General features: G+C 69.8%; 20 protein-coding genes. 9 read left to right on the top strand and 11 right to left on the bottom strand.

Going from position 1 to position 22,653, the window contains the following annotated elements; genetic code table 11:
• The first annotated feature begins 23 nt into the window (after positions 1-23).
• The 4 genes from ACFVSU_RS19860 (at position 24) to ACFVSU_RS19845 (ending at position 3,408) form a co-directional block, all read left to right on the top strand.
• A complete protein-coding gene (locus tag ACFVSU_RS19860; RefSeq protein ID WP_387147066.1) occupies positions 24-1,244 on the top strand; it encodes an NAD(P)/FAD-dependent oxidoreductase in 1,221 nt (406 codons plus the stop codon).
• On the top strand, positions 1,241-2,149 hold the full coding sequence (gene folP, locus ACFVSU_RS19855) for a dihydropteroate synthase (protein WP_387147063.1): 909 nt from the start codon (positions 1,241-1,243) through the stop codon (positions 2,147-2,149). The genes ACFVSU_RS19860 and folP overlap by 4 nt, the downstream gene beginning before the upstream one ends.
• Positions 2,149-2,856: a pyrimidine reductase family protein gene (locus ACFVSU_RS19850; protein WP_387147060.1), complete on the top strand. Its 708-nt coding sequence runs from the start codon at positions 2,149-2,151 to the stop codon at positions 2,854-2,856. Before folP ends, ACFVSU_RS19850 begins: the two co-directional genes overlap by 1 nt.
• 81 nt (positions 2,857-2,937) lie before the next feature.
• Positions 2,938-3,408, top strand: coding sequence for an SRPBCC domain-containing protein (locus tag ACFVSU_RS19845; RefSeq protein WP_387147057.1), 471 nt, complete (start codon positions 2,938-2,940; stop codon positions 3,406-3,408).
• Positions 3,409-3,424: 16 nt separating this feature from the next.
• Here ACFVSU_RS19845 and ACFVSU_RS19840 read toward each other — a convergent pair whose 3' ends face one another.
• Positions 3,425-3,973, bottom strand: coding sequence for a TetR/AcrR family transcriptional regulator (locus ACFVSU_RS19840; RefSeq protein WP_387147054.1), 549 nt, complete (start codon positions 3,971-3,973; stop codon positions 3,425-3,427).
• Between the two features lie 203 nt (positions 3,974-4,176).
• Between ACFVSU_RS19840 and ACFVSU_RS19835 the strand changes: the two genes are divergently transcribed.
• Positions 4,177-5,988 (top strand): bifunctional metallophosphatase/5'-nucleotidase, encoded by a 1,812-nt coding sequence (locus tag ACFVSU_RS19835; RefSeq protein WP_387147051.1) that lies wholly within the window; start codon positions 4,177-4,179, stop codon positions 5,986-5,988.
• A 56-nt stretch (positions 5,989-6,044) separates the two neighbouring features.
• Here the strand turns inward: ACFVSU_RS19835 and ACFVSU_RS19830 are convergent, their stop codons facing one another.
• Genes ACFVSU_RS19830 through ACFVSU_RS19820 form a run of 3 tightly spaced genes read right to left on the bottom strand, consistent with a single transcriptional unit; the run spans position 6,045 to position 9,727 of the window.
• A complete protein-coding gene (locus tag ACFVSU_RS19830; RefSeq protein WP_387147048.1) occupies positions 6,045-7,685 on the bottom strand; it encodes a DNA repair helicase XPB in 1,641 nt (546 codons plus the stop codon).
• A 45-nt stretch (positions 7,686-7,730) separates the two neighbouring features.
• On the bottom strand, positions 7,731-9,458 hold the full coding sequence (locus ACFVSU_RS19825) for a helicase-associated domain-containing protein (protein ID WP_387147045.1): 1,728 nt from the start codon (positions 9,456-9,458) through the stop codon (positions 7,731-7,733).
• 5 nt (positions 9,459-9,463) lie between these two features.
• Positions 9,464-9,727: a multidrug ABC transporter ATPase gene (locus tag ACFVSU_RS19820; RefSeq protein ID WP_310243592.1), complete on the bottom strand. Its 264-nt coding sequence runs from the start codon at positions 9,725-9,727 to the stop codon at positions 9,464-9,466.
• A 196-nt stretch (positions 9,728-9,923) separates the two neighbouring features.
• On the opposite strand from ACFVSU_RS19820, the gene ACFVSU_RS19815 reads away from it, so the two are divergent.
• Together ACFVSU_RS19815 and ACFVSU_RS19810 are read left to right on the top strand one after the other, a co-directional pair.
• The gene (locus tag ACFVSU_RS19815) at positions 9,924-10,307 is read left to right on the top strand and encodes a cold-shock protein (RefSeq protein ID WP_056369550.1); all 384 of its coding nucleotides are present in this window, start codon (positions 9,924-9,926) and stop codon (positions 10,305-10,307) included.
• Positions 10,291-11,376, top strand: coding sequence for a DUF3027 domain-containing protein (locus ACFVSU_RS19810; RefSeq protein ID WP_387147041.1), 1,086 nt, complete (start codon positions 10,291-10,293; stop codon positions 11,374-11,376). Before ACFVSU_RS19815 ends, ACFVSU_RS19810 begins: the two co-directional genes overlap by 17 nt.
• Before the next feature lie 74 nt (positions 11,377-11,450).
• Here the strand turns inward: ACFVSU_RS19810 and ACFVSU_RS19805 are convergent, their stop codons facing one another.
• The 6 genes from ACFVSU_RS19805 to ACFVSU_RS19780 form a co-directional block, all read right to left on the bottom strand.
• Positions 11,451-13,793, bottom strand: a complete 2,343-nt coding sequence (locus ACFVSU_RS19805) for a glycoside hydrolase family 3 N-terminal domain-containing protein (protein ID WP_387147038.1) — start codon at positions 13,791-13,793, stop codon at positions 11,451-11,453.
• On the bottom strand, positions 13,790-14,842 hold the full coding sequence (locus ACFVSU_RS19800; RefSeq protein WP_387147034.1) for an ABC transporter permease: 1,053 nt from the start codon (positions 14,840-14,842) through the stop codon (positions 13,790-13,792). Before ACFVSU_RS19800 ends, ACFVSU_RS19805 begins: the two co-directional genes overlap by 4 nt.
• Before the next feature lie 2 nt (positions 14,843-14,844).
• Positions 14,845-15,924, bottom strand: coding sequence for an ABC transporter permease (locus tag ACFVSU_RS19795; RefSeq protein ID WP_375872522.1), 1,080 nt, complete (start codon positions 15,922-15,924; stop codon positions 14,845-14,847).
• Complete coding sequence (locus ACFVSU_RS19790) at positions 15,921-16,730, bottom strand: ABC transporter ATP-binding protein (protein ID WP_387147031.1); 810 nt, start codon at positions 16,728-16,730, stop codon at positions 15,921-15,923. The genes ACFVSU_RS19795 and ACFVSU_RS19790 overlap by 4 nt, the downstream gene beginning before the upstream one ends.
• On the bottom strand, positions 16,727-17,551 hold the full coding sequence (locus ACFVSU_RS19785; protein WP_387147029.1) for an ABC transporter ATP-binding protein: 825 nt from the start codon (positions 17,549-17,551) through the stop codon (positions 16,727-16,729). The genes ACFVSU_RS19790 and ACFVSU_RS19785 overlap by 4 nt, the downstream gene beginning before the upstream one ends.
• A 74-nt stretch (positions 17,552-17,625) precedes the next feature.
• A complete protein-coding gene (locus ACFVSU_RS19780) occupies positions 17,626-19,278 on the bottom strand; it encodes an ABC transporter substrate-binding protein (protein ID WP_387147026.1) in 1,653 nt (550 codons plus the stop codon).
• A gap of 200 nt (positions 19,279-19,478) precedes the next feature.
• Between ACFVSU_RS19780 and ACFVSU_RS19775 the strand changes: the two genes are divergently transcribed.
• Complete coding sequence (locus ACFVSU_RS19775) at positions 19,479-20,153, top strand: TetR/AcrR family transcriptional regulator (protein WP_387147023.1); 675 nt, start codon at positions 19,479-19,481, stop codon at positions 20,151-20,153.
• Here the strand turns inward: ACFVSU_RS19775 and serC are convergent.
• Positions 20,129-21,244: a phosphoserine transaminase gene (gene serC / locus ACFVSU_RS19770; RefSeq protein WP_387147020.1), complete on the bottom strand. Its 1,116-nt coding sequence runs from the start codon at positions 21,242-21,244 to the stop codon at positions 20,129-20,131. The genes ACFVSU_RS19775 and serC overlap by 25 nt on opposite strands.
• Before the next feature lie 437 nt (positions 21,245-21,681).
• Here serC and ACFVSU_RS19765 point away from each other — a divergent pair, with 437 nt between their 5' ends.
• Positions 21,682-22,515, top strand: a complete 834-nt coding sequence (locus ACFVSU_RS19765) for an endonuclease domain-containing protein (RefSeq protein ID WP_387147017.1) — start codon at positions 21,682-21,684, stop codon at positions 22,513-22,515.
• Positions 22,516-22,653: the final 138 nt, after the last annotated feature.

The following is a 22,653-nucleotide window of genomic DNA, read 5'->3' as shown; positions in this document are numbered from 1 at the left end:
CGACACGGGCGAGAGGAGTCGTCATGAGCCACATGCTGATCATCGGGGGAGGTCTCGCCGGCGGAACGGCCGCCGAGGCACTGCGGGACGAGGGGTTCGACGGCGACATCACCGTCGTCGCCGCCGAGGCGCATCCGCCGTACCAGCGACCCCCGCTCTCGAAGGGGTATCTCGCGGGCGGCGAAGGACTGGATGCCGTCATCCTGCATCCCGCCGAGTGGTACGAGGAGCGCGGGATCCGCCTGATCACCGGTGTCGCCGTCACCTCGCTCGAGCCCGCCGCGCACGCGGTCGAGCTCGAGGACGGCGAGAGGCTGACGTACGACGCGGTGCTGCTCGCGACGGGCGCGACACCGCGGATGATCCCGCTGCCAGGACACGATCTGCCCGGAGTCACGACGCTGCGGCGCCTGGACGATTCCGACGAGCTCAGGGCGCAGCTCCGCGAAGGCGGCAAACGGCTCGTGGTGATCGGCGCGGGCTGGATCGGCATGGAGGTCGCCGCGACGGCCCGCGGCTTCGGCAACGAGGTCGCGATCCTCGAGCGCGACGCGGTGCCGCTCGCGATGGCCCTCGGCGCCGAGATGGGGGAGGTCTTCCGCGCGCTCCATCTCGAGCACGGTGTCGACCTGCGCACGTCGGTCGGCGTGGATCGCATCGTCGGCGACGGGCGCGCGGAGGGTGTCGTCGTCGACGGCGAGACCCTTCCCGCAGACCTCGTGCTCGTCGGCGTCGGGGCGTCCCCGAACACGGCGCTCGCCGAGGAGGCGGGGCTCGACATCCTGAACGGGGTCCTGACCGACGAGGCGCTGCGCACGAGCGCGGCCGACGTGTACGCCGCAGGGGACATCGCCAACGCCTTCCACCCGGTGCTGCAGCGGCATCTGCGCAGCGAGCACTGGGCGAATGCGCTGAACGCCGGCAAGGTCGTGGCGCGGTCGATGCTCGGGCGGCCGGCATCCTTCGACGACATCCCGTACTTCTACACCGACCAGTACGACCTCGGCATGGAGCTGTCGGGGTACGCGCCCCTGATGGCGGATGCCGAGGTCGTGGTGCGCGGCGATCTCGGCGCGCGCGAGTTCATCGCCTTCTGGACGGATGACGGCCGTATCGTCGCGGGCATGAACGTCAACGTGTGGGACGTGAACGACAAGGTGCAGGACCTCATCCGCTCCGGTGCGCGGATCGACCCCGACCGTCTTCGTGACCCCGATGTGCCGCTGGAGGACCTGATCCCGTGACGCTCGCCCCCGACACCGCCTCGGCCCTGCTCGCTCCGGTGCTCGACCTGCCGGGCGGTGCGCTCGACCTGTCGCGACACATCGCGGTGATGGCGATCGTGAACCGCACGCCGGACTCCTTCTACGACCGCGGGGCGACGTTCGCACTCGACGCCGCGGTGTCGGCGGGCTTCGCCGCCGTGGAGGCCGGCGCCGAGATCGTGGACGTGGGAGGGGTGAAGTTCGCGCCCGGTCCGCCGGTCCCGGTCGACGAGGAGATCGCGCGCGTCGTGCCCGTCGTGCGCGAGCTGGCGCCGGTCGCGCGCGTCAGCGTCGACACGTTCCACCCCGAGGTCGCGCGGGCGGCGATCGAGGCGGGCGCCGCGATCATCAACGACACGACCGGCCTGCATGATCCGGCGATGGCCGAGGTGGTCGCACGAGGCGGCGCCGGGGTGGTGATCGCCCACAGTCTCGCGGCGCCGCGCACGCAGCATCCGCTCCCGCACTACGACGACGTGATCGGCGACATCGCCGAGTTCCTCGTCGCGCGCCGCGGGCTGGCGCGGGAGCACGGCGTTCCCGACTCGCGCATCGTGCTCGACCCCGGCCATGACCTCAACAAGAACACGCGGCAGACCCTGGAGCTCACGCGGCGACTGGGCGAGCTCGCCGGGCTCGGCGCGCCGCTCCTGGTGGCGCTCTCGAACAAGGACTTCGTCGGCGAAGCGCTCGACCGCGAGAAGGGGGACCGCCTTCCCGGGTCCCTGGCCGCTGCCGTGTTCTGCGCGCTGAACGGCGCGCGCATCGTGCGTGCCCACAACGTGCGCGAGACCGTCGATGCAATGCGCATGGTGGAGGCGATCCTCGGCTGGCGGCGGCCCGCCTACGAGCTGCACAACACCCGACCCGAGGGGAACGACTGATGCCCACGCGCTCCGAGCTCTTCGACGCCTACGCGCTCCGCGGCCGCGACGGCACGCGTGTGCGCATGAACTTCGTCTCGAGTGCCGACGGAGCCGTCACCCTCGATGGACGCAGCGGCGCGCTCGGCGGCGACACCGACCGCGAGCTCATGCAGGTGCTGCGCGCGATGGCCGACGTCGTGCTGGTCGGTGCCGGCACCGTGCGTGCCGAAGGCTACGGCGGGCTGAAGGTCGATCAGGAGGACGTCGAGTGGCGCCGCGCCCGCGGGCTCGACGACCAGCCCGCGCTCGCCGTGGTGAGCGGCGGCCTGCATCTCGATCCGGCCGACACGGTCTTCGCCGAGGCGGTGCGGCGCCCGGTGATCGTGACGACGGATGCCGCGGCCGCCGCAGACGGCGGGCGCTTCGAGTCGGTGGCATCGGTGATGGCGTGCGGGAAGGCCGACGTCGATCTCGTCGCGATGCTCGACGCGTTCGCGCGGCGCGGGTGGACGCAGGTGCTCTGCGAGGGCGGCCCGCACCTCTTCGGAGCATTGCTGGAGGCCGACCTCGTCGATGAGGTGTGCGTCACGCTCGCGCCGCGGTTCGTCGGCGGGCAGGCCGGGCGCATCGTGCAGGCCGCCGCCGAGGCGGACCGGCGGTTCGCCCTCGAGGGTGTCGTGACCGACGACGAGGGTTTCGTCTTCCTGCGGTACTCGCACGAGTGAGTCCCCGCTTTACTACATACCTAGTGCCCGGGATACTATAAGCGTAGTATGACGCTCACTCAAGAGGAGAGGAGAGTCATCATGAGCCTCACCGAATCGCGCGAAGAGCTGCGTTTTCAGCTGCGACGTGAACTGCACGCCACCGAAGAGGCCGTCTTCGACGCGCTCGTGAATCCCGAGAAGCAGAAGGTCTGGCTCTCGCCGCCGGGTGCCGGCGCCGTCGAGACGACCGTCGACCTGCGCGTCGGGGGCGCCTGGGAGTCCCGCTTCCATCCGGATCACCTGACCGAGGTTCACGACGTGCAGACGTACCTCGTGATCGATCGTCCGCATCGCCTCGTCACCGACCTGGTCTCCGCGTCAGCGAGAGGCGGACAGCCGATGCCGACACTGCACTCGCGGGTCGACATCACGCTCGAGCCGACGGTGTGGGGCACGCTGATGACAGTCGAGCAGACCGGCTTCCCGAGCGTCGACGTACGCGACTTCTTCGAAGCCGTCGTGTGGCCGGGCGGGTTCGACCGCATCGAGTCGTTCCTCGCCGGGCGCTGAACGCCGGTACCCGCGATCAGTCCATTGCCGTGCGGACCGCGCGTTCGATGACAGGCCGGATCTCGGCGGCCGGGTCCACGGTCACACGATGGAGCACCAGCCCATCGCCGGCGGCCATGAGCGCGCGGACCGCTTCATCGGGCGAACGAGCCCCGATGCGCGCCAGAAGTGCGGTCGTCCACTCGACGAAGATCCGGCGCTGAGTGAGAAGCGGTTCCAGCAGGTCGGGGTCGCCCGCACCCTCGAGGAAGAGCGCGTAGCGGGCTCTCGTGCGCGAAGCACGTGGCCCGGTCTGAAATGCGATCATGCTGCTGAGCGCCTCGACGAGCTGCTCGGGCGTCTCGACCGGAGGCGCTTCGGTCGCCGCGAACTCGGCTCGCTCGGTTTCGGCGAGCCAGGCCACGACGCCGGCGACGAGCGCGTCACGGGTGCGGAACCAGTTCGAGGTCGACCCCTTCGGCAGGCCGGCGCGCTCGTCGACCCTGGCGTGGGTCAGCGCCCGGATGCCCTGCTCGCCCACGAGCTCGAGCGCCGCGTCGAGCGCGCGATCGCGGGTGGATGCCATGTCCACGACCCTAGGCGCAACATCTCCTACTGCAGAAGTAGTAGCCCTCGTCTTCGCCTCATCGTTCCGGTTTCATGAAGTTCGCCGATCGCCCCTGTCGCATCCGCAGGGGCTGTATTAGGTTTCTCGTGATCGCGCCCACGAGGACGCGTGCATCTCGGTGGGCAGAGCCGCCCGCCAGAAAACGGGAGGGTTCTGTGCACATGCGCAAGACATCGACGGCCCGGCTCGCGGGAGGCGCGGTCATCGCCGCCACCGCGGTCGCGCTCGCCCTGGTCGGATCGGGAACCGCGTCGGCGGCCCCGCCCAAGGGGCCCAACAACGGCGGCAACACGCCGAACGGTCCGACGCTGGACATCCAGCTGCTGTCGTTCAACGACTTCCACGGCAACCTCGAGGCCCCCGCAGGGTCGAGTGGCCGGCTCAACCTTCCGGGAGGTGGCACGACGGACAGCCTCACTCCTCCCGGGGTCGGCGGTGTCGAGTACCTGGCGACGCACCTCGCGCAGGCGCGCGAGGGTCACCGGTACTCGCTCACCGTCGCTGCGGGCGACCTGATCGGCGCATCTCCGCTGCTGTCCGGTGCCTTCCACGACGAGCCGTCGATCGAGGCGCTCAATGCGCTCCACCTCGACGTCTCGGCCGTCGGCAACCACGAGTTCGACGAGGGCTACGTCGAGCTGCAGCGCATGGCGAACGGCGGATGCCTCGATGACGGCGACGGCGAGAACAACCAGAACTCGTGCCCGACGGGCAGCTTCGCCGGTGCGGACTTCGACTACCTCGCCGCGAACGTCGTGTACGAAGGCACGAACAACACGATCCTCCCCGCCTACGCGATCAAGAACATCAAGGGCGCCAAGATCGGCTTCATCGGCATGACGCTCGAGGACACCCCCGACATCGTGACCGCCTCCGGCATCGCGGGCCTCGACTTCAAGGACGAGGTCGAGACGGCGAACGCGCTCGTCCCCGTGCTCAAGGCGAAGGGCGTGAACGCGATCGTGGTGCTCATCCACCAGGGCGGGACGCCGCCGTCGAGCGCCGCATACAACGCGGCGTGCGGCAACGGCGCCGAGATCGCGGCCGACAGCCCGATCATCCCGATCGCGCAGAACCTCGACCCCGCGATCGACCTGATCGTCTCGGGACACACGCACCAGCCGTACGTGTGCAACATCAAGGACCCCGCGGGCAACGATCGTCTGGTCACGTCGGCCTCGTCGTTCGGCCGCCTGTACACCGAGACGAACCTGACGTACGACAAGCGGACCCAGGACATCGTGCGCACCTCGATCACGAGCGCGAACATGCTGGTCACCCGCAACGTGCCCAAGGATCCGACCGAGACGGCGCTGATCACGAAGTACCAGGAGCTCGTGGCACCCATCGCGAGCAAGGTGGTCGGTCAGATCTCGACGACCGTGACGAGGACGGCGAATGCGGCCGGCGAGTCCCCGCTGGGTGATCTGATCGCCGACGCGCAGCTGGCCGATCCGAGTGTCGTCGGACCGTACTCCGCCCCTGTCATCGCACTGATGAACCCGGGCGGGATCCGCGCGGATCTGCCGTTCGCGTCTCCGAGCTCGCCCTACGGTGAGCCGGATGGCTCGATCACCTTCGCCGAGGCGTTCACGGTCCAGCCGTTCAACAACTACCTGGTCTCGCTCGACCTCACCGGCGCGCAGATCAAGCAGATCCTGAATGAGCAGTGGACCGCCCCGAACACGGGCTCCAACAGAAAGATCCTCCAGGTCAGTGACGGCTTCTCGTACACCTACTCGGGCACCACGCTCGGGGCCGTCACGCTCAACGGGCAGCCGCTCGTCGACACGACGACCTACCGCGTCGTGACGAACAACTTCCTCGCCGGTGGCGGGGACGGCTTCCCGACGTTCCTGCAGGCGCAGAACGTGTACTACGGCGGGCTGGACATCGACGCGTTCTCCGCGTACCTGACGGCGCACAGCCCGTACACGCCGGCGGCGCTGACCCGCATCAACGGGGCTCCGTAACCCGACCACAGGAGAGCCCGGCGCTGACTCAGCGCCGGGCTCTCCTCTTGTGCGGCTCAGGCCGCGAGCGAGTGCGCGTCCAGGATCGTGTACGCGTAGCCCTGCTCGGCGAGGAAGCGCTGGCGGTTCTGCGCGAAGTCCTGGTCGACGGTGTCGCGCGCGATGAGCGTGTAGAAGCTCGCGGTGTGGTTCGACTGCTTCGGCCGCAGCAGGCGCCCGAGGCGCTGGGCCTCCTCCTGGCGCGAGCCGAACGAGCCCGACACCTGGATGGCGACGGATGCCTCGGGCAGATCGATCGAGAAGTTCGCGACCTTCGACACCACGAGCACGGAGATCTCGCCGACGCGGAACGCCTGGTACAGCTCTTCTCGTTCGTCGATCGGGGTCTGGCCGGTGATCTTCGGAGCGTTGAGCGCTTCGGCGAGGACGTCGATCTGGTCGAGGTACTGGCCGATGATCAGGATGCGCTCGCCCTCGTGGCGCGCGACGAGGTCGCGGACGACCCCGATCTTCGCGGGTGCGGTTGCGGCCAGGCGGTAGCGCTCGTCGTCGGCTGCCGCCGCGTACTCGAGGCGGTCGCCGGCGGGCAGGTCGACGCGCACCTCGTAGCAGACGGCGGGCGAGATGAAGCCCTGCGCCTCGATCTCCTTCCACGGAGCGTCGAACCGCTTGGGGCCGATGAGGCTGAACACGTCGCCCTCGCGGCCGTCTTCGCGCACGAGGGTGGCGGTGAGGCCGAGGCGGCGCCGCGCCTGCAGGTCGGCCGTCAGCTTGAAGACGGGCGCGGGGAGGAGGTGGACCTCGTCGTACACGATGAGGCCCCAGTCGAGGGCGTCGAGCAGGGCGAGGTGGGCGTACTGTCCCTTCCGCTTCGCGGTGAGGATCTGGTACGTCGCGATCGTGACCGGCTTGATCTCCTTGGTCTGGCCGGAGTACTCGCCGATCTCCTCGGGCGTGAGCGACGTGCGCTTGAGGAGCTCGTCGCGCCACTGACGGGCGCTGACGGTGTTGGTCACGAGGATGAGCGTCGTGGTCTTGGTGTCGGCCATCGCGGCAGCGCCGACGAGTGTCTTTCCTGCGCCACAGGGGAGCACGACGACGCCGGATCCGCCCTGCGTGAAGATGTCGACGGCCTGTCGCTGGTACGGCCGCAGGTGCCAGCCGTCCTCCGCGAGGTCGATCGGGTGCGGCGTCCCCGGCGTGTAGCCGGCGAGGTCCTCGGCGGGCCAGCCGATCTTCAGCAGCTCCTGCTTGATCTGGCCGCGCGCCCACGCGTCGATGACGTACGAGTCGGGGGAGGGGTGCCCGAGCAGCAGCGGCTGGATGCGCTTGTTCTTCGACACCTCGGCGAGGACCGCGGCATCCGTGGACCTGAGGATCAGCTCGCCGTCCTCGTTGCGCTCGATGACGAGACGGCCGTACCGGCCCACGGTCTCGGCGATGTCGATCGACACCGACGGGGGCACGGGGAAGCGCGACCAGCGGTCGAGGGTCGCCAGCATGTCTTCGGCGTCGTGGCCGGCGGCGCGTGCGTTCCACAGCCCGAGCCGCGTGATGCGGTACGTGTGGATGTGCTCGGGGGCGCGCTCGAGCTCGGCGAAGATCGCGAGTTCGTGCCGCGCGCTCTCGGCATCGGGGTGCGCGACCTCGAGGAGCACGGTGCGGTCGCTCTGGACGATGAGGGGGCCGTCAGCCATAACGTACCAGTCTACCGTCGCGGACGGCGGGTGGATGCTGCGGGCTCAGGCCGCGTGGACGCTCACGATGCTCGACACGGGGAGCGTCCGTTCGATGTCGGCGGCGCGGTCGCGGCCGCGGAGGCGCCCGCCGCCGAGGCCGGCCGCCTCGAGGGTGAAGGAGCGCTCGGAGCCGTCGGGCATGCGCACGACCACGACGATCTCGGCGCGGGCGCGCACCGCCTGCTCCAGCTCGCGTTCGAGCCAGCCGGACTCGCCCTGCGTGCCGTGCCCGCCGCGGAGGGTGGCGATGAGGCGCGCGTACGTCTCCTGCGCAGTCCCGGCCGGCTTGGATGCGGTCGCGGTGGTGCGCCGGTGGATCGACTCGGGAACCCCGCGGGCGTCGAGCGCGACGACGGGGTAGCGGGCATCGGCGAGGGTCCAGTACACCGCGTCGCGCGCCACGCGGGACGAGAGCGCGTCGTCGCCCTCGAGCACGAGCAGACCCAGGGGCCGCAGCGCCTGGTCGACCGTGATCGCGTCGAGCAGGCCCGCGTCGGAGCTCTCGACGCGGGTGCGCCCGGTGGCGCCGTCGGCGCGCACGCGCACCAGGCCGTGCCGGCTCGCCGTGCTCTCGATGAGGTAGGCCAGCGGCTGCGGGATGCCGGTGAGCGACAGGCCCGCGAGGAAGTCGCGCATCGACTCGGCTGTCTCGCCCTCGGTCATGCCCGCGCCGATCGAGTCCGCGGTGAAGCGGTACGTCGACGCCTGCGCACGCGACTCCCGCAGCGCGATCGACCGCAGGCGCAGATCGAGGGCGGGCGCGAGGGGACCCGGCGCGATCGCGGTCAGGTCGGCCTGCAGGTAGACCCGGTCGATCTCGGTGGGAAGGTACGGCGCCATTGTGGCGGCATCCGCTCGCTCTCCCGCCCGAAGGGCAGCCGTCCAGGGGAACTCGGCAGGGGAGCGGTCCGAGCTGAACAGCCCCCAGCGCACGCCGATGCGGTGCAGCCGCTCAGCCCGGGCGGGCCACTCGGGGTCGAGCGGGTACATGCCGGGCCATGCGTCCGGTGTCAGGAAGCCGTGCGATGACGTGCGCAGCCCCCGAGGAAGGCTCGTGCGGAAGCCCTCGGCGATCGCCTCCCAGCGATCCGCGGTCGGCGCCTTCAGCCAGCGCTCGCCGGCGTCGGTGACGGTCCACTCGCGTTCAAACGCCGTCGCAAGGCCCGCACCTGCCGCCGAGGCGAGCAGATCTTCGAGGTCGTCCGCGAACTCGAGGGCGCCGGCATCCAGCAGCCGGCGCCGGTCCACGGCGCTCACCGGTCCCGCGCCGGTGCGCGCGAGCGGCGTGTGCGAGCACAGGAGGAGGACGTCGGCGAGCGAGCCCGCGGTGGTGAACGCGCGCTCCGCGGCGGCCGCGGCGACGCGCGCGTCGGCGGCGACCGGCGCGACCGGCTCCGGTGCCGCGGTGAAGGCGTGCGGCGCGGCGGCGGCCGCCGCCGCCACACGTTCCGAGACGGCCGTGTACGGCGAGCCGTCGGCATCGGTGAGGGCGAGCCGCGCGGGTTCGCCGTCGACGCCGGCTTCGCTGAGGTCGAGGGCGAGAAGGTCGTGGCGGTCGAGGCGGGTCAGTGCCCGGTCGACGGACGCGGGGTCGAGGAGGCCCTCGGCGGCGTCGAAGAAGTCGTGCCAGGCCGCCTGTGGCGAGACCCCGCGCGCAGCGAGCGTCGTGGCGAGCGCGGCGTCACCGAGCTCGGCGAGCCGCGTCGCAAGGGCGCGCGCGTCGGAGGCCAACCGGGTCAGCCCCCTCGGTTCGCCCGGGCCCTCCGCACGAAGCTCATGATGAGGACTGCGAGCAGCAGCGCGAACGCGACGATGGGGGCGATGTACACCAGCACGCCGACGATCGGCCAGATGCCTGTGCTCATGTCGGCCCCGGAGGCCGATGCGATCATGATCGCGAAGAAGCTCACGATCGAGAGCACGAGCAGGCCCAGCGACATGAAGGCCAGGACGCGGTCGATGCGGCGGACGGGGACGTCGCCGGAGGGGTTCGTGCTCATCCGCACCAGCCTACTCGCTGACGTCACCGCCGCGGTGCGAAGGGACGCCCCTGAGATCGGGCCGGATGGATGCTTCACCGTGGGGTCTCGGCGGACGCCATGCCGTTAGGCTGGGAGGCGGGGTTGTACGACCCCGCTTTCGTCATGCTCTTTATCGCCCGCGACGCGTCGCGGGCGCCGATCCAGCGAGGTTTCGATGCCCACCGGCAAGGTCAGGTTCTACGACGAGGAGAAGGGGTTCGGCTTCATCTCCTCCGAAGACGGTCAGGACGTCTTCCTGCACGCCACTGCCCTTCCGCCCGGCACGCCCGCGCCCAAGGCGGGGACCCGCCTCGAGTACGGCATCGCCGACGGCAAGCGCGGTCCGCAGGCCCTGTCCGTGCGCGTCCTCGAGGCTCCGGTGAGCCTCGCCAAGCGCTCCCGCAAGCCCGCCGACGACATGGCGATCATCATCGAGGACCTCGTGAAGCTCCTGGACGGCATCGGCGGAGACCTCCGCCACGGCCGCTACCCCAGCGGCGCGCACGCCAAGAAGGTCGCCGCGGTCCTGCGCAAGGTCGCCGATGAACTCGACGCCTGACCAGACCGACCCCGTCGTCGACGTCGTCATCGACGCCGACCCGGCTTCGGACGAAGCGGTGACGGATGCTGCCCCCGCCGTGGCGGAAGAAGCACCGTCCGTCGAGCTCGAGGCGACCGAGGTCGAAGCGGCGGTGGACGGCGCCGACGACGGTGCGGAGACGGCTGAGGTCGTCGACGTCGTCGAAGTGGTCGAGGTCGCAGTGGTCGAGGTCGAGGCGGAGGCCATCGGCGGTGCGCCGGCCGACGGCGCCGACGACGCTTCGGAGACCGCTGAGGTCGTCGAGGTTGTCGAGGTCGTCGTGCCCGTCGACCCCGACCCGCAGCTGCTGGCCGCGCACGACCTGGCGCTCGCAGCACTCCGCGAGATCACGCCCGAGGCCACGATCGGCGACCCCGCGGGCTACCGCGTCGAAGCCGACGGCGTCGTCTCGCTGCGCTTCGCGAATCGCCTCGCGGGCTACCCCGGCTGGTTCTGGACCGTCAGCCTCGCGCGCGTGGACGACGCCGATCCCACCGTGCTCGAGGTCGAGCTGCTCCCCGGTGACGGCGCGCTGCTCGCTCCGGACTGGGTGCCGTGGGCCGTGCGCCTCGCCGACTACCACGCCGCCCAGGCCGCGCTCGCGGAGGCCGCTCACGCGGACGACGACGAGGACGACGACCACGAGGATGACGACCACGAGGAGCTCGAAGACGTCGACGACCTCGACGCGTCCGACTTCGACGAGGACGGCTCGCCCATCCTCCACGCCGGCGACGTCGACGGTGTCGACATCGACGAGCTCGCCGATGCCTCGGCCGAGGACGAGCACGACGAGTCGGATGACGACGACGAGTCGGACGACGACTTCGACGACGATGACGCGGACGACGACGGCTCGGGCGATGACGACTTCGACGACGACGAGTCGGACGACGAGGACGACTTCGACGAAGACGGCTTCGACGACGACGAGGACGATTCCGACGAGGACGACGACTCCGACGAGGACGACGACTCCGACGAGGACGACGACTCCGACGAGGACGACGACTCCGACGACGAGGACTTCGACCCCGAAGGCGCCTGACCTCGTCCGGACACGACGAAAGGGTGGATTCCCGCCGCCCGCAGCGCGGGGGGCTCCACCCTTTCGCGTTTCCCTCAGCGCCGCTCGACCACGTTCGCGGGGGCGGCCGCCGACGGCGCTGACGCGTCGGCGACGTGGAAGCGGGCACTGAGAAGCACATCGTCGCGGGACGAGGGCCCCACGAGCAGCTCGAACTCGCCGGCTTCTACGAGGCGGCGGCCCGCAGCATCCACGATCGTGCACTCCGCGACGGGGAGCGACAGCTCGACCGTCGCCGTCTCGCCCGGCTGCAGGTCGACGTGGCGGTAGGCCTTGAGCTCCTTGTCGGCCCAGCTGACCGAGGTCACGCTGTCGCGCACGTACACCTGCACGATCTCGTGCGCGGGCCGGTCGCCGGTGTTGTGCAGTTCGACCAGGGCGCGCACCGTGTCGTCGCTGCCCAGAGCGGTCTCGACGACGCGCAGCCCCGAGTACTCGACCGTCGTGTACGACAGGCCCTCGCCGAACGCGAAGGCGGGACTCTGCGTGAGGTCGGCGTAGCGGTCGCCGTGCTGGCCGCGGATCTGGTTGTAGTAGATCGGCAGCTGGCCCGCGTGGCGCGCGAACGACAGCGGCAGACGTCCGCTCGGTTCGATCAGTCCGAGCAGCAGCTCGGCCACGGCCTGGCCCCCGCGCATGCCGGGGTTGGCCGCCCACACCAGCGCGGCAGCATCCATCACCGTCTTCGGGAGCACGTGCGGCTTCGAAGCCAGCAGCACGACCACCAGCGGGGTGCCGGTCGCCGCCAGCGCCTCGAGCAGCGCGAGCTGCCCGCCGACGAGCTCGAGCGTCGCCGTCGAGCGGCCCTCGCCCACCAGCTCGATGCGGTCGCCGACGACGGCGACGACGTAGTCCGCGCGCTCGGCGGCTGCCACCGCTTCGGCGATGAGGTCCGCGTCGGGTGCGCTCGGCACGACCACCTGGGGCCGGGGCTGGCCGTCGGGGAAGAACGCGCCCTCGGGGTCCTCCTCGAGCGTGAGGATGTCGGCGCCGCGGGCGTGCGTGATCTCCCAGTCCGCAGGGGCGTGTGCGCGCAGCCCATCGAGCACCGTCGAGATCATCTCGCGCGGGTGGCCGTCGGGGATCCAGTCGACCTGCCCCGACGAGCCGGCCCAGTCGCCCAGCTGCGTCTGCGCGTCGTCGGCGAGCGGGCCGACCACGGCGACACGACGGGACCCGGATGCTGCGGGGATCGCCCGCCCGGAGTCGTCGGCGCCGAGCCCGCCGGCGAGCGGGAGCGTGCCGTCGTTGGCGAGCAGCACCAGTGAGCGCCGCGCGACCTCGAGGTTGAGCGCCGTGTGGTCGGCGGAGCCGACCGCGGTGGCGATGCGCTCGCGGTCGGGCAGGCGCGGGTCTTCGAAGAGGCCGAACTCGAACTTCAGCAGCAGGATGCGCGCGACGGCGCGGTCGAGCGCCTCCTCGGTCATGAGTCCCTGCGCGAGCGCGTCCTGGGCGCCCTGGAAGAAGCCGGGCGTCGTCATGATCATGTCGTTGCCCGCCAGCACGGCCGCCGCGGCGGCGTGGGCGTAGTCGGGCTGCACTTTCTGCTCCCACACCATGCGCCCGACGTTGTCCCAGTCGGTGATGAGGGTGCCGGTGTAGCCCCACTCGCCGCGCAGCACGTCGTTCAGCAGCCAGTCGTTGACCGTGATCGGCACGCCGTCGGTGGTCTGATAGCCGAGCATGAAGGTGCGGCATCCCTCCTTCGCCACCCGCTCGAACGGGGGCAGGAACCACGAACGGAGCTTGCGGCGCGAGATGTCGGCCTCGCTCGCGTCGCGGCCGCCCTGCGTCTCGGAGTACCCGGCGAAGTGCTTCGCCGTCGCGAGGATCGCCGTGGGGTCGTCGAGGCCGCCGCCCTGGTAGCCGCGCACCATCGCCGAGGCGAGCTCGCCGATGAGGAACGGGTCCTCGCCGAAGGTCTCGTCGACGCGGCCCCAGCGGAGGTCGCGCGTGATGCACAGCACCGGCGAGAACGTCCAGTGGATGCCGGTGGCCGAGACCTCGACGGCGGTCGCACGCGCGACGCGCTCGGCGAGATCGGCATCCCACGTCGCGGCCATGCCCAGCTGGGTCGGGTAGATCGTGGCGCCCTCCCAGAAGGAGTGGCCGTGGATGCAGTCCTCGCCGACGAGCAGCGGGATCTGGAGGCGGGTCTGCAGGGTCAGCTCGCGGGCGCGGAGCACCTTCTCGGGCGATGCGTGCAGGATCGAGCCCGCGTGCATGCGCACGACCTGGTCCTCGAGGTCGTCGCGCGCATCGAGCTGCAGCATCTGGCCGATCTTCTCCTCGACCGTCATGCGGCCGAGGAGATCCGCGATGCGGTCGGCGACCGGGAGTGAGGGGTCGAGGTAGTCCGGAATGGTCGCGGTGGTCACGCGTTCTCCTGCGTCTTCAGGTCGGTGCGCACGGCGGTGACGGTGTCGTTCACGTTCATGCCCTTCTTCTTCATGGCGCGGGCGCGCTCGCCGGCGGACCGCAGGCGCGGGTTGACGTACTCGTCGATGCCGAAGTTGATCAGCGAGAGCGCCACGCCGATCGCGGCGATGCACAGGCCCGGGGGCAGGAACCACCACCACTGTCCCTGGCGGAACGCGCCCTGCGCGCTCGCCCAGTTGAGGATCGTGCCCCAGTTGTAGGTCGTCACCGGGATGATGCCGATGTACGACAGCGTCGTGAGGCCGATGATGGCCGCGGTCACGGTGCCCACGAAGCTCGCGGCGATGAGCGCCATCAGGTTCGGGAGCATCTCGACCGTGATGATCCGCCGCAGCGGTTCGCCGTTGGCCCGGGCGGCCTGCACGAAGTCGCGGCTGCGCAGCGACATCGTCTGGGCGCGCAGCACGCGCGCACCCCACGCCCACCCGATGAGCCCCAGCACTGCGGCGATGAGGATGAGGGGCGGATCCTCGAACATCGACGCCACGATGATGATCAGCGGGATGCCGGGGATCACGAGGAAGACGTTCGTGAGAGCCGACAGACCCTCGCTGCGCCATCCGCGGAGATAGCCCGACAGGACGCCGACGATGATCGCGATCACCGTGGCGATGATCGCCGCGAGGAACCCCACGACGATGACGCCCCGCGTGCCGTGGATCACCTGGCTCAGCACGTCCTCGCCGATGTGCGTGGTGCCCAGCCAGTGCTCCGCCGACGGCGGCTGGAAGCGTGCCGTGTTGTCGACCTTCGTGGGGGAGTAGGGGGCCAGCACGTCGGCGAAGATCGCGACGAGCACGAAGAAGCCGAGGATCGACAGTCCCGTGATGGACTTCTTGTTGCGGAACATCGCGAACGCGGCGCCCAGCTTCGACCAGAAGCCGGGCTTCTTGGGCGCCTTGCCTGCGTGGGCTGCGCTGCGCACGGTGGCCGTCGCGGGCGTGTTCGCCGGGCGCTGCGCCGTCGTGTCGTTGACGATCGTGTTCATGCTCAGGCCTCCGTCTGGCGCGTGCGCGGGTCGAGGAACGCGTAGGCGACGTCCGCGAGGAGGTTCGCCAGGAGCACGGAGATCGTGATCACGAGGAACACCCCCTGCATGAGGGCGTAGTCCTTGGCGTTGGTGGCGTCGAGCAGGAGCTTGCCGACGCCGGGGTAGCTGAACACCACCTCCATCACGATCGTGCCGCCGACGATGAAGCCGAGGGCCAGCGCGAAGCTCTGGATCTGGGGGAGCACGGCGTTGCGCGCCGCGTAGCGCCAGAGCACCCGGTCGTTCGGCATGCCCTTGGCCTGCGCGACGGTGACGTAGTCCTCGTCGAGCACGGTGAGCATCATGTTGCGCATGCCCAGCATCCAGCCGCCGAGCGAGGCGATGACGATCGTCGCCGCGGGGAGGAAGCCGTGGTGGATCACGTCGCCGATGAACTCCCACGACCACTCCGGCGCCACGCCGACGCCGTAGGCCTTGCCGATCGGGAACCACCCGAGCGCGACCGAGAAGATCGAGATCGCCAGCAGGCCCAGCCAGAAGTAGGGGATGGTGCTGAAGAAGGTGGTGATCGGGATCAGGACGTCGAGCCGGCTGCCGCGGCGCCAGCCGACGATCGCGCCGCCGATGGTGCCGACCGCGAACGCGATGAGCGTCGCGAAGCCGACAAGGGCGACGGTCCAGATCAGGGACTGGCCGACCACCTCGGTCACCGGCCGCATGCCGTGCAGCAGCGAGATGCCGAGGTCGCCGCGCAGGAGGTGCGCCCAGTAGTCGACGTACTGCTGCCACAGGGAGGCGTCGGTGTCGAGCCCGAGCAGAGCGCGCAGCGCGTCGGCCGCCTCAGGCGTCACGTTGCGGTTGCGGGCGAGGTACGCGGTCACCGCGTCGCCCTTCATCAGGCGCGGCAGGAAGAAGTTGATCGTGATGGCCGCCCACAGCGTGAACAGGTAGAACAGGGCGCGATTGCCGAGGAACCGCCAGGGGATGCGCGCGCGGCCCTTGACCGCGCCGGTCGCGCTCGTGCCCGCCTCGATCGCGTCGAAGTCCGGGGCCGGGAGCTGGGGGGCGACGGCGCTCACTTCTCACCTCCGAGGATGCCGGCTGCGTGCGCGAAGTAGGTGTCGGGATCGGGGGACGCCGCGCGCAGCTCTTGGGTGTAGGGGTTCTGGGGGTTGAGGATCACGTCGTCGGCGGGACCCCGCTCGACGACGCGCCCCTGGTTGAGCACGAGGATCTCGTCGCTGAAGTGGCGTGCGGTGGCGAGGTCGTGCGTGATGTAGAGCACGCCCAGACCGTGTTCGCGCTGCAGGTCGGCGAGCAGGTTGAGCACGCCGAGGCGGATCGACACGTCGAGCATCGAGACCGGCTCGTCGGCTACGAGCAGCTGCGGGCGGGACGCCAGCGCGCGGGCGATCGCGACGCGCTGACGCTGCCCGCCGGACAGCTCGTGCGGCCGGCGGTCGATGACGGCGTCGGCATCGAGGCGGACCCGGCCGAGGAGACGGCGCACCTCGTCGTCGAGCTGATCCTTCGGCACGACCTTGTCGAGCTCGAGCGGCCGCTGGATGGCGTACCGGATGGTGTGGTACGGGTTGAGCGACGCGAACGGATCCTGGAAGACCATGCGCAGCTGCTGGCGATAGGCGCGCAGGTCCTTGCCGCGGCGGGGGATCGGCTGGCCGTCGAGGCGCACCTCGCCGCTGGTCGGCGTCTCGAGCTGGGTGAGGATCTTGGCGATGGTCGACTTGCCGCTGCCGGACTGGCCGACCAGGCCGATGGTCTGGCCTGAGCGGAGCGTGAAGCTCACGTCGTCGAGGGCCTTCATCTGGCCGGCACCGCGCACCGAGTACACCTTGGTGACGGCGTCGAATTCGAGGACGGTCATCGGTGGACCACCCCTCTCTCTCCGGTGAGTCTGGGGAACGAGGCCAGGAGCGTCCGGGTGTACTCGTCCTTCGGATCGGTCCAGACCCGCTCGGCGGTGTCGAGCTCGACGATCTCCCCTTCGCGCATGATCGCGATGCGGTCGCTGATCTCGAGCAGTAGCGGCAGGTCATGGGTGATGAAGATGACCGAGAAGCCGAACTCGTGGCGCAGGTGGGAGATCTGCCGCAGGATCTCGCGCTGCACGAGCACGTCGAGTGCGGTCGTGGGCTCGTCCATCACCATCAGCTGCGGGCGGAGCGCGAGAGCCATGGCGATCATGACGCGCTGGCGCATGCCGCCCGACAGCTCGTGCGGGTACGAGCGGTAGCGCTGCGCGCCGACCTTGACGATCTCGAGGAGCTCGACGACCTCGGCGCGCCGCTGCGAGCGCGTGAGGTCCGGGCGGTGCACCTCGAAGACGTCCTCGAGCTGGGACCCGATGGTGGCGACCGGGTTCAGCGAGTTCATCGCGCCCTGGAAGACCATCGAGATCTTGTCCCAGCGGAAGCGGCGCATCTCCTCGGCCTCGAGGCCGTTGATGTCGACGTCCTCGCCGCTCGCGTCGTGGAACACGACGGATCCGCTCGTGATCACGGCCGGGGGCTTGAGAAGGCGCTGGACGCCGTAGGCGAGGGTGGTCTTGCCGCACCCGCTCTCGCCGGCGAGTCCGAGGATCTCACCGCGCTGGAGTTCGAGGGTGACGTTCTTGACCGCCCGCACGGGGGGATCGACGTCGTAGACGATCGAGAAGTCGTGGACGGAGAGCAGCGGATCGCTCATCGGTGCTGGTTCGCTTTCGTGAGGGCGACGTGGCGGCGGGGCGGATGCGTGCGCATCCGCCCCGCCGCGGTGCGTCATTCGGCGGGCTGCAGCTTGGTCAGGATCTGCACGATCGCCGGCTGCGTCGGGTCCGCCGAGGCGTACTGGTCGTCCGCAGACGGCCATCCGACGTAGTTGCGGGTGTTGAACTCGCCCAGGAGCGGGTGCGCACCCAGCGGGATGACGGGCACGTTCTCGACGAACGCCTTCTCGATCACCGCGATGGCGGCCTCACGGTCGGCGTCGGACGACGCGTTCGCGTAGGTGTTCAGCGCCGCGGTGACCTCGGGGTCGTCGAAGCGTCCGAAGTTGAAGGCCGCCTTGCCGTCGACGATCCACTTCGGGTCCATCGCCGACGTGTACAGGCCGTACGCGTTGCCGGTGTCTTCGAGCCAGTGGATGATCGCCTGGAAGGTGCCCTCCTGGCGTGCGGCATCCCAGCCGCCCCAGTCCGGCTGGTCGACCTTGACCTCGATGCCGAGGCCTTCCTTGAGCTCCTCGGCGAGGAGCGCCTGCTCGGTGTTCCAGTCGCTCCAGCCCGCGGGGACCGAGATCGAGAACGTGACGTCCTCGCCGTCGGGGTCGACGAGGGTCTCGCCGTCCCACGTGTAGCCGGCGTCGGTCAGGATCTGGCGAGCCTTGTCGATGTCGACCTCGTAGTTCTGGCCGGCGTACTCGGGGATGATCTCGTCCTCGAGCAGGCTGCCGAGACCGGTCACGCTCCAGATCGCCTCGCTCGCGCCCTCGCGTGCGATGTCGACGTAGGCCTGGCGGTCGATCGTCCACGCCAGCGCCTGGCGGAGGGCCGGGTCGTTGAACGGCTTGGTCTGCAGGTTCATGAACAGCGTGCCCGCGCCCGCCGTGGGCGACGCGAGGAACTTGTTGTCGGGATCGGCCGACAGGTAGCTGTCCTCGATCTGCGGGATGAACGCCTGTGCCCAGTCGGCCTCGCCCGTGGCGAGGGCGGTCGTGAGGGCCGCGTTGTCGCCGTACGAGACGTAGTGCAGCTCGGGCACGGACAGCTCGCCGCCCCAGTACTCGGGGTTCGCGGCGAGGGTGACCGACTCGGTCGTCCACGAGTCGAGCACGTACGGGCCGGTGCCGACAGCCTGGCCCTCACCGGTGACGGGGTCGGTGTTCGGATCCTTGATGTCCTTCCAGATGTGCTCGGGCACGATCTGGAAGTGGAGCACGCGCGCCTGCTGCGTGTACTTCGAGCTGTTGAAGTCGATGGTGACGGTGTCGCCGTCGACGGCGACGCTCTTCAGGTCGAGCGCGTTGGTGTCGTTGAGCTTGCCGTCGAGCACCTGGTTGTACGAGAAGGCGATGTCGTCCGCCGTGAAGTCCTCGCCGTCGCTCCACTTCACACCGCCGCGCGCGACGGCGGTGAGCTGCGTGTAGTCGTCGTTCCACTCCACGGACTCCGCGAGCCAGGGGGTGGTTCCCAGGTCGCCGGTCGGGTTCACGAGGGCGAGCGACTCGAAGATGACCTTGCCGTAGCCGTACTTCGAGGCCGACGAGTCGCCGAGGTAGGGGTTGTTCGACTCCGTGGTGATGGCGCCGTCGGGCTTCGCGATGGTGAGCGCCGCTCCGGCGGAGTCGGCGTCGTTGCCGCCGCCGCCCGCGCAGCCGGTGAGCACCAGCGCCGCGGCGACACCGATGGCGGCGAGGGATGTTCTGAGCCTCATTGCTTCTCCTAGATATGTGCACGACATCGTGTATCCCGGGGGAATGACGACGGCGTCAGGGTGATTGCCGGATCAACTTACAATCAAGTAAGTAACTTTGCAAGTAAGGTGTTCCGGTGCGTGCGGGCAGGTCGTGCGTAGACTCACAGGCGCCGGCGAAGACCCATCCGATCCGCCGACGAAGAAGGGGGCGTCGACCGATGACGGCACAGCGTCGGCAGCCGCGTTCGCGGCCAGAGACACTCGCCCGCAGGCGCGACATCCTCGACGCCGCGGTCGAGATCTTCGGCAGCAAGGGGTTCGCGGGGGGCACGCTGCAGGAGATCGCCGACCAGGTCGGCATGACCCACGCGGGGATCCTGCATCACTTCGGGTCGAAGGACCAGCTCCTCATCGAAGTCCTCCAGCACCGCGACGAGACCGACGTGGCCGATTTGGAGGAACAGCACATCCCCGACGGGATGCCGCTGTTCCGTCACCTCGTTCGCACGGCGTTCGTCAACGAGCACCGTGCGGGGATCGTCCAGGCGTACGCGGTGCTCTCAGCGGAGTCCGTGACCGACGACCACCCGGGCCGCGCCTTCTTCGAGAAGCGCTACCGGACGCTGCGGTCGGAGGTCGCCCACGCGTTCGAGGTCGTGTGCGCCGAACGAGGTATCACTGCCCCCGACACCATCGCCGACGCGTCGACGAGCATCCTCGCCGTCATGGACGGCCTGCAGGTGCAGTGGCTGCTCGACCCGACCGCCGTGGAGCTCGCGCGCGCGTCGGAGTTCGCCATCGAGGCGATCGTGTCGGCCGTGCTGTCGCCGACCCCGTCACCGCTGGTGGACGGGGCCGACGAACAGGCTCAGCCCAGCCGCTCGACCGTGTAGTCGATGCAGCGGATGAGCTGACGCACGTCGTCCGGGTCGATCGACACGAACGTCGCGATACGCAGCTGGTTGCGTCCGAGCTTGCGATACGGCTCGGTGTCGACGATGCCGTTGGCGCGGAGGCTCTTCGCCACGGCCGCAGCATCCACCGACTCGTTGAAGTCGATCGTGACGACCACGGGGGAGCGGTCGGCCGCGTCGGCGACGAAGGGCGTCGCGAACTCGGATGCCTCGGCCCAGTCGTAGAGCGCCTGCGACGACTCGCGCGTGCGGGAGTCGGCCCACTGCAGGCCGCCCGAGGAGAGGATCCAGTCGAGCTGCTTGTCGAGGAGGAACAGCGTCGACAGCGCCGGGGTGTTCAGGGTCTGGTTGAGACGCGAGTTGTCGAGCGCGTTCTTGAGGCTCAGGAACTCGGGGATGTAGCGGCCTGACGCCGCGATGCGCTCGATGCGCTCGATGGCGGCCGGCGACACGAGCGCGAACCACAGTCCGCCGTCCGAGCCGAGGTTCTTCTGCGGCGCGAAGTAGTAGACGTCGGCCTCGTGCACCGAGAAGTCGATCCCGCCCGCGGCACTGGTCGCGTCGATGACGGTCAGCGCGCCCACATCGCCATGAACGCGACGGATCTGCGTGGCGACGCCGGTCGAGGTCTCGTTGTGCGGCCACGCGTACACGTCGACACCGTCGACGGCCTCGGCGACGGTGCTCGTGCCCGCGTCGACCGTGCGGACGTCGGGAGCCTCGAGCCACGGGGTCTTCGCCGCGGCGGCGAACTTGCCGCCGAACTCGCCGAACACGAGGTTCTGGCTGCGCTGCTCGATGAGGCCGAAGGCTGCGGCATCCCAGAACGCCGTCGACCCTCCGTTGCCCAGGATGACCTCATACCCCTGCGGCAGGCGGAACAGCTGGCTCAGCTCGGCACGCACCTGGCCGACGAGGTCCTTGACCGGGGCCTGGCGGTGCGAGGTGCCCAGAAGCGCCGACCCGGGGCCCGCGAGCGCTTCGATGTGCGCGGGCGCGATCTTCGACGGGCCGCAGCCGAAGCGTCCGTCGGTGGGCAGGATCTCACGGGGCAGGAGGACGTGTGCCATGCGTCGATTCTAGAGAGGCCCGCACCGCCGCCCCGCCCGCGTGACACCTCGTGACGCCCCGGATTGCTCACGTCGCAGCATCCGTCCTCCTCTTCGACAGGTCAACCGGGCTTGCGCAGGATGCGATCCGAGGATCGGCTCCTGCAGAACCCCGGTTGACCTGTCGAGCCGGGTGCTGACCACGGCGAGACCAGCTGGGGCGTGCAGATACGGCTGCTGACAACCCTGCTGCGGGGGCGCTGGTGCGCAGCATCCGTCCTCTTCGACAGGTCAACCGGTCTTGCGCAGGATGCGATCCGGGGATCGGCTCATGCAGAACCCCGGTTGACCTGTCGAGGCTCCTCCCCAGGGGAGGGGACGGATGCTGCGCACGCGAGTTGTTCTGATCGCACTCAGTACGGCGGTGTGGGGCGTGGCGGAGCCGTGAGCATGCAGGGATGGCGGATCTCATGGTGGAGCTGCAGGTACGTGGCGGCGTCGCGCTCAGGGCGGCGCTCATGAAGGCAGGGGTCAGCGGCTACACGATCGAGTGCGCGATGGCCGCGGGCCTCGTCACCAGGCCGCGGCGGGGATGGGTCGCAGTTCCGGACGCTGATCCCCACCTCATGGCGGCGGCGCGGGCGGGCGTGGTGCTCACGTGCATCACGCGGGCGAAGCGTTTAGGGCTGTGGGTCCTCGCCGAGGACGGCCCGCACGTCGGTGCGCCACCGAGCGCGTCGAGGCTGAAGCTGCAGAACCAGAAGGCGACCGTGCACTGGGCTCGGCCGGTCGAGCCGCGCGCACCGGGAACGCTGGAGGACAGCATCCTGAACACGCTGCTCATCGTCGCGCGGTGTCAGCCGCATGAGAGCGCGCTCGCCGTGTGGGAGTCCGCGCTCAACCTCCAACTCGTCGACAAGGCCGAACTCGCCCGCCTGCCGTTGGCGGGATCCGTTCGAGGACTCCTCGAGGAGGCGACCCCCTTCGCAGATTCGGGGCTGGAGACGATCTTCCGCACGCGGCTGCGTTGGCTCCGGCTTCCCATCCGATCGCAGATCTGGATTCACGGGCATCGGGCGGATTTCCTCATCGGCGACCGGCTGGTCGTGCAGATCGACGGTGGGCATCACGTCGGCTTGCAGCGCGCCGAGGACGTCGCCCACGACGCGGCGCTCATGCTGCTCGGTCACCACGTCATCCGGGTGACCTACGTGCAGGTGATCGAGCGCTGGCCCGACGTGCAGGACCTGATCATGCGCGCGGTGGCGCAGGGCCTGCACCGGGCTTCCTGAGGCTCTGCAGGGAGGTCGTGTGACAGCATCCGCCCCCACTCCGACAGGATGCTCCTATGGATGTCAAGTGGTGAGGGCGGTGTAGATCTCGCGTGCGACGAGCCGTTTGAGGCAGCGGATGATCTCTTTCTTCGAGAG

Source organism: Microbacterium sp. NPDC058062, from assembly GCF_042885375.1.
In the GTDB taxonomy this organism is placed as follows: Bacteria; Actinomycetota; Actinomycetes; order Actinomycetales; family Microbacteriaceae; genus Microbacterium; species Microbacterium trichothecenolyticum_C.
This window is presented reverse-complemented; position numbering and strand designations above follow the sequence as displayed.

What these genes read in the sequence shown, in the direction of transcription:
- ACFVSU_RS19860 (WP_387147066.1), top strand. Translation starts at nt 24, where the DNA reads ATGAGCCACATGCTGATCATCGGGGGAGGTCTCGCCGGCGGAACGGCC.
- ACFVSU_RS19850 (WP_387147060.1), top strand. Translation starts at nt 2,149, where the DNA reads ATGCCCACGCGCTCCGAGCTCTTCGACGCCTACGCGCTCCGCGGCCGC.
- ACFVSU_RS19845 (WP_387147057.1), top strand. Translation starts at nt 2,938, where the DNA reads ATGAGCCTCACCGAATCGCGCGAAGAGCTGCGTTTTCAGCTGCGACGT.
- ACFVSU_RS19840 (WP_387147054.1), bottom strand. Translation starts at nt 3,973, where the DNA reads ATGGCATCCACCCGCGATCGCGCGCTCGACGCGGCGCTCGAGCTCGTG.
- ACFVSU_RS19835 (WP_387147051.1), top strand. Translation starts at nt 4,177, where the DNA reads ATGCGCAAGACATCGACGGCCCGGCTCGCGGGAGGCGCGGTCATCGCC.
- ACFVSU_RS19830 (WP_387147048.1), bottom strand. Translation starts at nt 7,685, where the DNA reads ATGGCTGACGGCCCCCTCATCGTCCAGAGCGACCGCACCGTGCTCCTC.
- ACFVSU_RS19820 (WP_310243592.1), bottom strand. Translation starts at nt 9,727, where the DNA reads ATGAGCACGAACCCCTCCGGCGACGTCCCCGTCCGCCGCATCGACCGC.
- ACFVSU_RS19815 (WP_056369550.1), top strand. Translation starts at nt 9,924, where the DNA reads ATGCCCACCGGCAAGGTCAGGTTCTACGACGAGGAGAAGGGGTTCGGC.
- ACFVSU_RS19810 (WP_387147041.1), top strand. Translation starts at nt 10,291, where the DNA reads ATGAACTCGACGCCTGACCAGACCGACCCCGTCGTCGACGTCGTCATC.
- ACFVSU_RS19800 (WP_387147034.1), bottom strand. Translation starts at nt 14,842, where the DNA reads ATGAACACGATCGTCAACGACACGACGGCGCAGCGCCCGGCGAACACG.
- ACFVSU_RS19790 (WP_387147031.1), bottom strand. Translation starts at nt 16,730, where the DNA reads ATGACCGTCCTCGAATTCGACGCCGTCACCAAGGTGTACTCGGTGCGC.
- ACFVSU_RS19785 (WP_387147029.1), bottom strand. Translation starts at nt 17,551, where the DNA reads ATGAGCGATCCGCTGCTCTCCGTCCACGACTTCTCGATCGTCTACGAC.
- ACFVSU_RS19780 (WP_387147026.1), bottom strand. Translation starts at nt 19,278, where the DNA reads ATGAGGCTCAGAACATCCCTCGCCGCCATCGGTGTCGCCGCGGCGCTG.
- ACFVSU_RS19775 (WP_387147023.1), top strand. Translation starts at nt 19,479, where the DNA reads ATGACGGCACAGCGTCGGCAGCCGCGTTCGCGGCCAGAGACACTCGCC.
- serC (WP_387147020.1), bottom strand. Translation starts at nt 21,244, where the DNA reads ATGGCACACGTCCTCCTGCCCCGTGAGATCCTGCCCACCGACGGACGC.
- ACFVSU_RS19765 (WP_387147017.1), top strand. Translation starts at nt 21,682, where the DNA reads ATGGCGGATCTCATGGTGGAGCTGCAGGTACGTGGCGGCGTCGCGCTC.